The 12869-nt window shown below is 64.5% G+C and carries 12 protein-coding genes; 1 reads left to right on the top strand and 11 read right to left on the bottom strand.

Going from position 1 to position 12869, the window contains the following annotated elements; translation table 11 throughout:
* Window positions 1-220 precede the first annotated feature (220 nt).
* The 11 genes from FPJ27_RS06020 to FPJ27_RS05970 form a co-directional block, all read right to left on the bottom strand.
* Complete coding sequence (locus tag FPJ27_RS06020; protein ID WP_072438537.1) at window positions 221-1033, bottom strand: hypothetical protein; 813 nt, start codon at window positions 1031-1033, stop codon at window positions 221-223.
* Between the two features lie 273 nt (window positions 1034-1306).
* The gene (locus FPJ27_RS06015) at window positions 1307-2395 is read right to left on the bottom strand and encodes a porin (RefSeq protein WP_072438389.1); all 1089 of its coding nucleotides are present in this window, start codon (window positions 2393-2395) and stop codon (window positions 1307-1309) included.
* 199 nt (window positions 2396-2594) lie between these two features.
* Window positions 2595-2930, bottom strand: coding sequence for a Rieske 2Fe-2S domain-containing protein (locus FPJ27_RS06010; protein WP_072438387.1), 336 nt, complete (start codon window positions 2928-2930; stop codon window positions 2595-2597).
* Window positions 2931-2933: 3 nt separating this feature from the next.
* Window positions 2934-3245: a YciI family protein gene (locus tag FPJ27_RS06005; RefSeq protein ID WP_072438385.1), complete on the bottom strand. Its 312-nt coding sequence runs from the start codon at window positions 3243-3245 to the stop codon at window positions 2934-2936.
* A 4-nt stretch (window positions 3246-3249) separates the two neighbouring features.
* Window positions 3250-4122, bottom strand: coding sequence for an intradiol ring-cleavage dioxygenase (locus FPJ27_RS06000; RefSeq protein ID WP_072438383.1), 873 nt, complete (start codon window positions 4120-4122; stop codon window positions 3250-3252).
* A gap of 28 nt (window positions 4123-4150) precedes the next feature.
* Window positions 4151-5218, bottom strand: a complete 1068-nt coding sequence (locus FPJ27_RS05995; RefSeq protein ID WP_072438382.1) for a maleylacetate reductase — start codon at window positions 5216-5218, stop codon at window positions 4151-4153.
* Window positions 5219-5225: 7 nt separating this feature from the next.
* Window positions 5226-6692 (bottom strand): aldehyde dehydrogenase family protein, encoded by a 1467-nt coding sequence (locus tag FPJ27_RS05990; protein ID WP_204422321.1) that lies wholly within the window; start codon window positions 6690-6692, stop codon window positions 5226-5228.
* Between the two features lie 44 nt (window positions 6693-6736).
* Entirely contained in the window at window positions 6737-7756 is a 1020-nt protein-coding gene (locus tag FPJ27_RS05985) for a hydroxyquinol 1,2-dioxygenase (protein WP_204422320.1), read from the bottom strand.
* Between the two features lie 42 nt (window positions 7757-7798).
* Window positions 7799-8293: a hydroxyquinol 1,2-dioxygenase gene (locus FPJ27_RS05980; protein WP_072438375.1), complete on the bottom strand. Its 495-nt coding sequence runs from the start codon at window positions 8291-8293 to the stop codon at window positions 7799-7801.
* 114 nt (window positions 8294-8407) lie between these two features.
* On the bottom strand, window positions 8408-9337 hold the full coding sequence (locus FPJ27_RS05975; protein WP_072438373.1) for a LysR family transcriptional regulator: 930 nt from the start codon (window positions 9335-9337) through the stop codon (window positions 8408-8410).
* A 153-nt stretch (window positions 9338-9490) separates the two neighbouring features.
* Window positions 9491-10744 carry an MFS transporter gene (locus FPJ27_RS05970; RefSeq protein ID WP_204422319.1) on the bottom strand — a complete coding sequence of 418 codons (1254 nt, stop codon included), beginning with the start codon at window positions 10742-10744 and terminating at the stop codon, window positions 9491-9493.
* A gap of 507 nt (window positions 10745-11251) precedes the next feature.
* Here FPJ27_RS05970 and FPJ27_RS05965 point away from each other — a divergent pair.
* Window positions 11252-12730 carry an aminotransferase class V-fold PLP-dependent enzyme gene (locus tag FPJ27_RS05965; protein WP_204422318.1) on the top strand — a complete coding sequence of 493 codons (1479 nt, stop codon included), beginning with the start codon at window positions 11252-11254 and terminating at the stop codon, window positions 12728-12730.
* Window positions 12731-12869 lie beyond the last annotated feature (139 nt).

The following is a 12869-nucleotide window of genomic DNA, read 5'->3' as shown; positions in this document are numbered from 1 at the left end:
AAGGGAAGCGCCAGTGCGGGTCCCACTGGCAACGTACGTAACCGAAACTGTTGGAAAAGCGAGTGTTTGGATGTTGATGATGGACACGCAAACATCCGTCGGATTCGACGATATCGGGGCGGTCACTCAAGTCATTGATTTGCCGAGAGAGTTCCGGGCGTAACCGAAACCAGCGGTGGCGCGTAACCAGAATTAATGTACCTCAGCATAAAGAAAAACGCTACTTCGACAGACGCAGCTTCTTCGACAGCACGACACCGCTCGACGGGCTCACCAGCCAGATGGCATGGATATCCATGTGCAACCTGGAGATTCTGGTCGTAATGTCCGTCGGCTCGTCAATGCTCGGATCGACATGCTCGATTTGTTCGGTCAGGTAAGGCCGAACCAGGCGCCCGGAAAAAACGAGTGCGAAGTCGCCATGCGTTTGGGCGTACACGGCGGGCGAAAGCCGCATGCGGCTACGAACCGTGGTCATTTTTCCTTTCCCGGACTCGAGTTCGATGATGTCGATCTGCTGGATGTACCCTTTTGCCTTCGCTTCGGGTGCAATCACCAGCCCTCGCCCTCGTGGCCCCGTCGTGACCTTTCTGAGCAGGATGTCCGTCCGGTCGTCTCGCTCTACGTCGAACAGATCGACATCCAGCGTCAATAGGTGCCGCTGTGACTGGTACCTCAGCCCGTACCGCACCGGCACCACGAACGTCACGTCACGATCCAGATCGACGGCCGCCAGGTCGGGATTCGGGACATGCCGGCCGGCAGCGCCGGGGACCAGGCCGCGAACCCGGTTGCTCAACGAAGGTGGGATGGTGCTGATGTGCTGCTTCTTCAGCGCATCCCGAATTGCAACCGGGTCGTCGCCGACAATCGGTCGTGCGGGTGACGTGTCGTGATTGACAGCGGGCGCGATGTGCGTCGTGCCGTCGACAGCCTCCGCCTCTGCATGCGCCGCGACTGGCGCCAGCATCATCGTCAACGCGACAACGCACACGAAGTTCGAACGACCCAACTTGGATTTCCGGTGAAACACGGCGAACTCCTGATTTTCTCGCAGAGCGGTCAACGACGAGCACTATAGAGTGGAATGATCGGCAACGCATCCACTGCTTGAATTCACCGATGGTCGGCTCATCTCATCGTAAGCTCATTGTCGGCCCGGCAGCAGGTCAACGGGCACACTGCCGTGTTGCCCGGGCGACAACAACCGACCGGAAGCGAGCGGCGGCGCACATGTCGGCATGTCGCCGCGCGACCAGTCCGGTGCCGGGCGGACCTTGACGCAAGTTCCGCCCGCCGCCCCCCATCAAAACACCGTATGCAACCCCACCCGCGCCACCGTCTGGCTCGCCGAACTTGAAGCCCCATTGGGATCCAGCACGCCATTGACCTGCGCATTCGCGCCGCTGTTCGCGCGCTGGTAGTCGGCCGAAACATAAACCATCGTCCGTTTCGACAACAAGTATTGAAGCGCCACGCTGAGCTGATGAGCATGGTTGTTGTTCACCGCTTCATTACCCTTCATGTACATGTATTTCGCACCCAGCACGACGTCCGACCTGACGTGCCACACCCCGCCGCCTTCGGCCATCCACACTCCGGCATCGTTGAACGAATTCCGCACGGTAGTCACCAGCGCACTCGCGGTAACGACACCAAAGTCGTAGTGCATCCCGATGCCCCAGTTGCGCACGCTGGTCGACGGCACGCCCGGCGCCGGACCGTACTTCTCGTTCGTATAAGCCGCGCCCACGCCAAACGCGCCCACTTCATAGTTCAACCCGGCGCTGACCGCATTGTCCGCGCCGATCGAACCGGCCATCCCGCCGAACGCATACATCACGCCGCCGGACAAACCCGCGACCGCCGGCGATCTGTATTTGACCGAATTCGCGATCGGCTTGCTGCCTGCCGTGCGATCCCAATCGAACGCACCGGTCGGATTACCCGGCAGCGCAAGACGCTGGAACGGACCATTCCTGAAACCGTACAGCCCCGAGATGTCCCTCGCAATCGCATTCCCCTTGGAAAAGAGGGAATCCACCATGAAGTCGTACTGATTACCCAGCGTGATGCTGCCGAACCGGTCGCTCTCGAGGCCCACGTAAGCGTTACGCCCGAAAATTCCGGACCCGATGATCGCGCCGTTCGCCATCGAGAACTGGTTCACGAGCGCGAACGTGGCGCGATATCCGCCGCCGAGGTCTTCGGTGCCGCGGAGGCCGAAGAGGTTGGGTGCGAATATCCCGTCGTCGAATTTGACGTTCTTTCCGCCACCCTCGTTGCTGACATACGTGATGCCGCTGTCGATAAGACCGAACATCGTCACGCTGCTCTGCGCCCATGCGCCCTGCGCTACGGCAAGAATCGCCACTGCTCCAAACCCGAGTTTCATCACGTCTCCGTCTTTTTATGGAAATGCGAGCCTGCCACCCGCTACGTGGCGGGTTCTCGCTCAATACTTCGCACAACAATGCCTTGATCCCGGCAGATATAACGACGCCGACAATATGATTAGCTTTACTGATTTATAAATTCGAAGATCGCTGTATGAAAAATGGATTGCCCCACCCACACCGATCAGAACACTCGAATCAAGCGCCTCGCCAGATAACCCATGCGGCAGAATCCACCTCGACAGCCACGGCTTCCAGCGCCGAGCCAGAACACGGTCCGTCGATACAGACACCGTCATCGAACCGGAACAGCGCACTGTGATGGGCACACATCAACACCTGCGACCGGTAGCAGGAAACATTGCCCGGCACAAAATCGAGCGGCACCGAGAAATGCGGGCACCGATTCACATACGCCCACACTTGCTCGCCGCGTCGCACGACGATCACGGGGCGTCCGATGCAAGCTTCGTCGACGACCCGCGCGCCGCCGTCAGGCACATCGGAAAAGCGGCACAGTTGCGTTGCGTCCATGGCTCACACTCTCTGCTCGGGGTTTCCGAGGCTCCAGTCCCACGGACGCACTTCCACGCGCGAGAACAACCCCTCCTTCACGTACGGATCGTTTCCGACGAACTGCATCACCGCATGGATGTCGTCGGCCTCCACGACGAGCAGCGTTCCGTTCATCGCGTCCCCCTGCGGGTCCAGCGTCGGGCCGCCGAGCCGCACATACACGCCGTGCTGCGAAGCCGCGCGCAGGTAGCTCCGATGACTGGGCCGCACGCGGTCGCGCACGTCGCGCATACCGGGCTGGTCCGTCGCAAACACCGCGAAAAATCGAGCCATTCGATCAGCTCCGGTCAAGGACGAAGTCGTACGTCGCTTCGCGGTAGGGGCCGTTCAGTCCGAACTGACGGGCGAGCTCGTCATCCGCGGCGCGCGGGCGATACGCGACCATCAGCGACGGCTTCACGCCGAAGACGGCATCCGACTTCAGGTACGGGTCATCCTCGTCGAAAAGATGCGTGACGAGCGTACGGAAGCCCGGCGCGTCGATCATGAAGTGCAGATGCGCGGGTCGCCACGGATGGCGGCCGGTGGCGTCGAGCATCTTCCCGACCGGGCCGTCGGTCGGAATGGGATAGCTGACCGGCAGAATCGTCGTGATCGCGTAACGGCCTTCGGCATCGGTCCGGTAGCGGCCGCGCAGGTTGCCGTGCGGCTGCGCCGTGTCCTGCCCGGAATACATGCCGTTTTCCGCGGTCTGCCACACGTCGAGCACGGCGTCCTTCACCGGAACACCGTCGGTGGTCAGCACGCGCCCATGCACGACGACCGGTGCGCCCGGCGTGAGCGCCATGTTCTCGCCATGCGCACGCTCGGGCATCCCCTTGATGTAGAACGGGCCGAATACCGTCGTCTCCGTTGCGCCGGTTGCGAAGCGATGGTTGATCGCATCGACGAGCATCGAGACGCCGAGCGTGTCCGACAACAGGATGAACTCCTGGCGCACCACGTCGTCGCACATCTGCCCCGTCTCGGTCAGGAAGCGGATCGCCGCCATCCACTCGGCTTCCGTCAGTTCCGTCTCGCACACGAACGCATGAAGATGCCGCACGAGGCTCTGCATCAGCACGCGCAAGCGCGGGTTCGGCGTGCCGTCGAAGCTGGCGACGACCTGCTCGGTCAGCCTCGTGTCGCTGTCATGGTGGTCATTCGTCATGTCTGCCTCCCTTTTTGCTTCCAGCCGTTCAATGCGGCGCGCGCCCTTCCCACGCGTCCTGAAGCAGTGCACGAATCGCCGCGCGTTCGATCGGCCGCGGATTCGCATACGGATTCCGGCATGCGAGGTCGGCCGCTTCGTCGAGGCCTTCCTGCGGCATCCCGATGTCGGCGAGCGCCGGCGCGATGCCGAGCTGCTCATTCAGCCCGAACAGCAGCGGGCCGGCTTCGGCCGCATCGTTCCCGCCCAGCGCTCGCGCGACGCGGCGCAGCGCGTCGGGCGCGGCGGCATGGTTGTAGTGCGCGGTATGCGGCAACATGGCCGCATGCGTCTGCGCGTGCGGCAGGTTGAAGGTGCCGCCGAGCGTATGACAAAGCTTGTGGTGCAACGCCATGCCGACCGCGCCCAGGCAGGTTCCCGCGAGCCACGCGCCATACAACGCGCGGCTGCGCATCTCCCGGTCTTCCGGATCACGCACCACGACAGGCAACGCTTCGCCGAGCGCGCGAATCGATTCTTCGGCCATCAAACTGATCACCGGGTTCGCGTCTTCCGCATAGAGCGCCTCGACGGCGTGCGCCATCGCATTGATACCCGACGCCGCCGAAATGCCCGGCGGCAGCGACAACGTCAACGACGGGTCGTAGAGCACGGTACGCGGCAGCACGCGTGCGTCGCGCCCGGTGCGCTTCAGCCGGCCTTCGGTGAGCCCGTAGATCGGCGTCATCTCCGAGCCGGCGTAAGTCGTCGGCACGGCCAGGATCGGCAGCGACGATTCGAGCGCAATGGCCTTGCCCAGCCCGATCGTCGAGCCGCCGCCGATCGCGATGCAACAGTCCGCGCCCAGTTCGGCAGCCATCTCGCGCGCGGCACGCGCGACTTCGACTGGAACGTGCATCACCGCCTGTGCGCACACGCCGGCCGCACGCTCGCCCAGTACCGCCTTCACGCGGTCGGCGAGCGGCCGCTGCTCGGGCGTGGACAGGATGAGCGCGCGCTGCGCGCCGAGCGCCGACAGCTCATCCGGCAGCCTGGCGAGCGCGCCCCATTCGAACACCACGCGGGAAGGCGTGCCTTGATAGACGAAACGTTCCATGAAAGCCTCAGCGCTTGAAGTGCGGCGGCACGTTGCCGTCGACATTGACCCAAACTGACCGAGCTTCAGTGTAGTCGTGCATGGCCTCGAAGCCCATCTCGCGGCCATAGCCCGACTTGCCCACGCCACCGAACGGGCTGCCCGGGTTGACCCGCTTGTAGCAGTTGATCCAGCACATGCCCGCATTGATCTGCGACGCCATCTTGTGGGCGCGCGAAAGGTTCTGGGTCCAGAGGCCGCTGCCCAGCCCGTATTCCGTCGCGTTGGCGATGGCAAGCGCTTCGTCGTCGCTGCCGAAGCGCAGCACGGTGACGAACGGGCCGAACACTTCCTCCTGCGCGATGCGGTCGGTCGCGCTCTTCGCTTCGATGACCGTCGGGCGCACATAGTAGCCGCCGGCGAGCGCCGGATCTTGCGGCGCGCTGCCGCCGGCGAGCACGCGGCCGCCTTGCTCGCGCGCGACGTCGACGAACGACAGCACGCGCTCGAGGTGCTGCTTCGACGTCAGCGGGCCCATCTCGGTATCGGCGTCCAGCGGGTTGCCGATCCGGATCGACGATGCGAGCGCAACGAATCGCTCGAGGAACGCGTCCGCGATGCGTTCGTGCAGCACGAGACGCGAACCCGCGATACACGCTTGCCCCTGGTTGTGAAAGATCGCCCAGGCGGCGCCGTTGATGGCCGCGTCGAGGTCGGCATCGTCGAAGACGATGTTGGCGCCCTTGCCGCCCAGCTCCAGTTGAACGCGCTTCAGGTTGCCCTGCGACGCGTCGACGATCCGGCGGCCGGTTGCCGTCGAACCCGTGAACGCGATCTTGCCGACGCCCGGGTGTTCGGCAAGACGCTGGCCGGCCGTATGCCCGTAGCCGGGAACGATATTGACGACGCCAGCGGGGAACCCGACCTCGGCCATCAGTTCGACGATGCGCAACGTCGACAGCGGCGTGATTTCGGACGGCTTGAGCACCACCGTGTTGCCGACGGCCAGCGCCGGGCCCATCTTCCAGCTCGTGAACATCAGCGGGAAATTCCACGGCACGATCTGGCCGACGACGCCGATCGGCGCGCGCTGCACATAGTTCAGGAAGCCGGTTTCGACGGGAATCACCGAACCCTGCAGCTTGTCGGCCATGCCGCCGAAGTAGCGGAAGCACGCCGCCGTGCGCGGCACGTCGAGCGCGCGCGAATCGCGAATCGGGTGGCCGGTGTCCAGCGATTCGAGCTGCGCCAGCTCCTCCGCATGGGCCTCGATCGCATCGGCGAGGCGCAGCAGCAGCCGGCCGCGTTCGGCTGCCGGCATGGCCGACCATTTCGGGAACGCGCGGGTCGCCGCTTCGACGGCCAGGTCCACGTCCGCCGCGGTGGCCGCGGCGATCTTCGTGATGACGGAGCCGTCGTGAGGATTCAGCACGTCGATCGTGCCGCGGTCGACGGCGTCAACGAAGCGCCCGTCGATGAAGAGTTGGGTTTGCATGAATCGTCCTCGGTGTATTGCTGAAGCGAAATCTGAAGCGCCGCTCAGAACGCGATCGGATACGGCGCGAGCTCGCCGCTCTCGTAGCGTTGCGGCAGGTCCGGCGTCGCGTTTTCCCAGACCAGCAGCATCGAACGCTTCGTCGAGTAGCCCTGGTGCCGGATGTCGGCGGGCATCGCGCAAATGTCGCCTGCGCGCATCGTGACGCGTGCCCGCGGTGCGCCGGTGTTCTTGTCGCCGATGTCCCACACGATTTCGTCGGATAGTTGCAGGAACCATTCGACGCGGTCGTTGCCGTGGAAGACCGGCAGGATGAATTCCTCGGTGGTCGGGCAAAACAGGCTGCGCCCGCACACCGACGTGACCGACGGATTCCACGTCACGTCCGAGCGCGACAGGTACTTGAACAGGTTGAACGCGTGCAGCTCGCCTTCGAAGCCCGGCTCGACATGCACTTCCGGCTCGTCCTGCGCGACGTCGAGAAACGCGCGGTTGACCGGCAGCTCGTCGCGCAGCGGCGAATCGCCTTCGAGGCCCGGCATGCGGCGCGTCGCGATACGCGTGCGCTCGATTGCCGAGCCGTTGTCGCCGTGCTTGCGCCCGAATGCCGTGCCCGTTTCCTCGGGCGCCGCGAACGGGTCGAATCCTTCGTTCGTCCAGTCGTGCAGCATCGCCTTGAAGGTCGCCATGATCGTCGGCGTTTCGAAGGTCTCGGTGTAGTCGACCCCGGCGTCTTTCAGGATGCCGTTGAAGGTGCCCGCATACATGTCCACCTTGCCGTAGTGATTGCGCGTGCCGAACACGTGATCGAAATTCACCCAGCCGTAGAAGAAGCCCCACGCCACGTCGCGCATCATCGCGCGCAGGAACGCGTCGGCCGGCATCGCATGCGTGCGCGTCTGGCCTTTCGCGGGCCAGCTGATCTTCACGAAATACTCATCGCGCTGAAACGCGAACTCGCCGAGCTGGAAGCAGCGGTAGCCGGTAACGGCATCGGCTTCCGTGGCTCGCACCAGATCGGCGGCAAAACCGGCGGAGGGATCGAGGATCTCGAGGGTGGCCATAACGTGTCTCCTGGAATAGTCGAATGTGTGCGGTCGCAACGGTCAGTGCAGGCAGATATCGGCCCACTTCTCGACGGACAGCTCGCCGAGCACGGTCTGTACGAGCGCGACGCCCGGCTTGCCGGCAACGAAGCGATACGCACAGCCGGCCGGCAGCAGCGCTTGATGTCCCTTGCGCAGGACGACGTACCCCATCTTGCGGCCGGCCGGCTGTGCACCGGCGCTGACGGTGCCGCGGCCCGAAGTCGGCGGCGTGTCGAGCTTGATGAATTCGATCCGGACTTCGCCGTCCATCTGGATCGTGAACTCGTCATGGGCGCACGCGAACCAGGGCGACTGGCCCTCGGTCCTCAACACTTCGATCACGTATTCGAGATTCTTGCCGGCGACGACCTTTTCGTAAGGGGCCGACTTCGATGCCACCTCGAAGACGTTCGAGAAGGCATAGTGCTGGGCGCTGCCGCTGGTGATTTCGATCTCGCCCTTCCTGTAGCTGTCGAGCGAGCCAAAGACGGTGTGGAATGCCGCGTCGGTCATTGCTGTCTCCTGAGTTGAACTGCTTGTTGGATTCAACTCTAGGGGCAAGAGACAGCGGCAACAAGGCAACGGATGGCGATTACGGCATTTGCGTTTCGCGAATAATCGCGCGGGTCACCGCACCCAGCCACGCTCCAGAAGCGGAAGATCCCACGGGGGCTCGTCGCCGATGTATTCGGCGAGGAATTCGACCAGCGCCTTCACCTTCAACGCCTGTCGCTGCGTTGCGGGATAGACGGCGGCAAAGCTCAGCGGCGCGAGCTGGTAGTCGGTCAGGATCGGCACCAGCCGCCCCGCGACGAGCGCGTCGCTTGCCACGAGCGTCGGCAGGCAAACGACGCCGCCGCCTGTCAGCGCGCACTCGCGCAGCAGGTGAACGGAGTTCGAGCGAATCATGCCCGGCAGCTCCATTTCGACGACCTCGTCGTCGCGCGTCATCGTCCAGCGATTGCGCGACGGATAACCCGAATACAGCGCGGTGGTGTGCTGCAGCAAATCGCGCGGATGTTGTGGCGCACCATGCGCTTCGAGGTAAGCGGGCGACGCGCAAAAGAGACGCCTGACCGTGAACAGCCGCCGCTCGATCAGCGATTCGGAAATCGGCGGAAAGATCTGGAACGCGATGTCGAACCCTTCTTCGACGGGGTCGACGACGCGATCATTGACGATGACGTCGAGCTGGATGCCCGGGTAGCGCCGATTGAATTCGACCAGCGGCGCGCCGAAGTGATCGAGCGCGAAACCGGGCAGCATCTGGATGCGCAGCCGCCCGGTCGGCGTGGCGCGAAGCTCGCGCATCTGGTCCGTCAACTCGTTGACGCGCCCCACCACCTCCGCGCACTCGCGATAGAACGCCTCGCCCACTTCGGACAGGCGCACGTGGCGCGTGCTGCGATGGAACAGCGGCGCATTGACGAACTTCTCCAGTTGCTGGATGCGGTTCGTCACGACCGAACTCGTCACACCAAGCTGCCGCGCCGCCTCGGCGAAGCTGCTCGCCTCCGCGACTCTTACGAATGCCTCGATGCTCAGGAACCGGTCCATACCGCGCCCTTTTTTCGACAGCGAAACCGGCAGTCTACCCGCGCCGGGCAACGGGCTGTGTCATGCGAAAAGCGTCACTGTGTCGCCGAATCGATGTCAATCGCGGAGCGGAGCGCACCGCCACCGGCGTTCGTCGGTGCACCCGCTCAGGCATTACCTCGGCTGCTTTCCGGCCGCCAGCTCCGGTTGAACGATCACGCGACGCTGCAGCACGGCGGGCGCGGTTTCCTTCAACAGCATGCTGACCACGATGCCCAGCATGACCGCGCACATCGGCAACCACAGAATGTTCTGGATGCCGAAGTGTGCAGCGACGTAGCCGCCCATCGCCGGCGCGATGCCGCCGCCGAAGATCTCGCCGACGCCGACCACCACGCCGATCGACGTCGACACGAGACCGACGGGCGCAGCCTCGGTCGCGACCGGGCCGGACAGCAGCGACACCAGCCCGAGCGTGAAGAACGACGCGACGAACAGGACGCCGAACAACGCGAGCGGCTGCGGGCCGAGACCGCGGAAGATATAGAGCATCACGGCCGTTCCCGCGAAGCCGACGATGCTCGCGAGGCGGCGGCCGACCAGGTCGGAGAGGCCGGGCAAACCGAACTGCCCGAGAAAGCCGCCGAAGCCGATCGCCGACACCACGAGGCCCATCTTCTGCGTGCCGAGCGACAGGTAATCCGTCAGGTACAGCGGCAGCAGCGCGCCGAGCACGAAGACGCCGGTCATCGCGCAGCACAGTGCGGCCATCGCGACGAGGATGTTGCGGCTCGTGAGCACGTGGCCGAGCGAAGCCGGCGCGTGTTCCGACGCGACCTCCTTCACGACCTTCGGCTCACGGATGACGAAGAACATGATCGCGCCGAGGATCAAGCCGGGAATCGCCACCAGCGCAAAGACCCAGCGCCACGACACGAAGCCGAGCAACTGCGTGGCGATGATCGGCGACAGCGCCAGGCCGAACAGCGCGAAGCCGCTTTGTTGCAGGCCGAGATTCAGGCCGCGCCGCCGTGGATGCGACGCGTCGGCCGTCGCCGCGAAACTCGTCGGGCAGAACGAGCCCTCCGCGACGCCCATCAGCCCGCGAATCGCCATCAGCCCGAGCAGGCCGCCCGCGAGCCCCGAAAAACCCGACAGCAGCGAAAACGCGATGATGGCCGGAATGAGCACCTTCCTGCGGCCGATCTTGTCCGAGATGCCGCCCATCAGCGCCGCGAATACGCCCCACGACAGGCCGAGCACGCCGATGCAGTTGCCGACGTCCTGCGCGGTCAGGTTGAGGTCCTTCATGATCGAAGGGAACAGCGGCGCGATGAGCCAGCGGTCGAGGCCGACCAGCCCGAAGCCGAGCGCCAGCAGCGTCACCGCCTTCCACTCATAGGAGGTATCCCACTCGTTTGCTTTCATTTCCGTCTCCGAGGACGCTGGTTCGCCTGCGCGCGCCGCAGCGCCTGCGCATGAGCCAGGTCCGATGTTTTTCGTGTGGTGTGCGATGTGAATCGCGACGAAGTGCCGGCTGCCTTTCCGGTTCGACGCATCGAATCCAGCCAGCCGACGCCACCACGATAGGTGCACGGCCGCGGATCGGGTATGGAACAACCGGCGAACGCGCCATTCGCGAAATGCAAATAATCGGGCGCGAGGGGGTGGGAAGTGTCTGCGGGGAAGCATCGGGCGAATCGCCGCAGCGGCGGAATAGTGCTGACGACCGCGTCACGGGGGAATCCCTCATAGACATCGAGACAGCCGCGAGCGGCCTGGCCTGGGCCATCAAGAAATCAATTCCCCCATTCCACCTCGGAGGAAAACGTTATTCCATATCGAGCGGGTTTCCCAAGCAATTTTGGATTCTTTTTCCCTCCTGTCCCCCGTATCATTTCTCCCATTCCGAAAGAGAAAGACCAAGAGAAGGACATGAGCGATACCACCACGCTGCACTACCTCGACTACGCGGCAACGACGCCCGCGGATCCCCGCGTGATCGAAGCGATGACGGCCTGCCTCGGCTTCGACGGCATCTTCGGCAATCCCGCATCGAGTTCGCATGCCGCCGGCCGGCTGGCGCGTGAGCAGGTCGAGCGCGCACGCGCGCAAGTCGCCGCGCTGATCGGCGCGGATGCCGACGAGATCGTCTGGACGTCGGGTGCCACCGAATCGAACAACCTCGCGTTGAAGGGTTATGCGGACACCGCGACCGACAAGCACCACCTGATCACGAGCCGCCTCGAGCACAAGGCCATTCTCGACACGATGGCGAACCTGTCGAAGCGCGGGATGTCGGTCACCTTCCTGACGCCCACGCGCGACGGCGAAATCACCGCCGACGCGGTCGCCGCGGCGATCGGCCCCGACACCGGCCTCGTGTCGCTGATGCTCGTGAACAACGAGATCGGCACGCTGACCGACATCGCCGCGATCGCGCGCGTCGTGCACGCCGCGGGCGCGCTGCTGCACGTCGACGCCGCGCAAGCGCTCGGCAAGACGCCGATCGACGTGCGCGCGCTCGGCATCGACATGATGTCGATGTCGGCCCACAAGGTGTACGGCCCCAAGGGCATCGGCGCGCTGTTCGTACGCCGCGACATCGCGGACCGGATCGCTCCGCAAATTCATGGCGGCGGACACGAGCGCGGGTTGCGCTCGGGCACGCTTGCGACGCATCAGATCGTCGGCATGGGCGTCGCGTGCGAACTGGCCGCTGAAAAACTCGGCGGCGAAGCCACGCGGATCGCGGCGCTCGGCGCACGCCTGACGGACGCGCTGCTCGCGCTCGGCGACGTCACGCAGAACGCCGCTGCCGCGCGCCGCATCCCGCACACGCTGAGCCTGACGGTGAATGCGCCGGGCTTTTTCCCGTTCATGCTCGGCGAAGCGCTCGCCGTGTCGTCTACATCCGCATGCAACTCGACCAGCGGCGCACCGTCCCACGTGCTGACCGCAATCGGCCTCGACGCGGAAACTGCCGGCCGCACCGTGCGCGTGAGCTTCGGTCGCTTTACGACGGAGCAGGACGTCGATTTCGCGATCGCCTGTTTCCGGAAAGCGATCGAGCAATGTCGCGCGACGGCTGCGAACGGGTTTTCCGCTTCGCGGCAGATCACGCCGGCCGACCTGAAAGCGATCCGGAATGCAGGTTTCCGCTCGGTCATCTGCAACCGTCCGGACGGCGAAGGCGACGATCAGCCTGCGTTCGACGAGATCGCAGCCGCAGCCCGCGAACTGGGCCTCGAAGCGCGCTACCTGCCCGTCGAGCGCGATCGCATCGGCGACGCTGAGGTCGATGCATTCGGTGCGTTGGTCGATTCGCTGCAGAAGCCGGTGCTCGCGTATTGCCGAAGCGGGAGCCGGTCAGGAATGCTGTGGAATCGTTTGTCGAGCCGGCGTACGGCCTGACGCGGAACACTGCCCGAACACGCCGTCGCACCACCCGCCTTCGCACGCAAAGGATGCCGATGCGTTGATGCGTCGCCGGGTGGTGGCGCCGGGCAACCCATCAAGCCTCGGCGACCCGGCCGACGACTGCCGTTGCATG

Source organism: Burkholderia sp. MS455 (assembly GCF_016899445.1).
Taxonomy (GTDB): Bacteria; Pseudomonadota; Gammaproteobacteria; order Burkholderiales; family Burkholderiaceae; genus Burkholderia; species Burkholderia pyrrocinia_C.
Note: the sequence above shows the minus strand (reverse complement) of the source record. Positions and strands in the feature narration are given on the sequence as shown.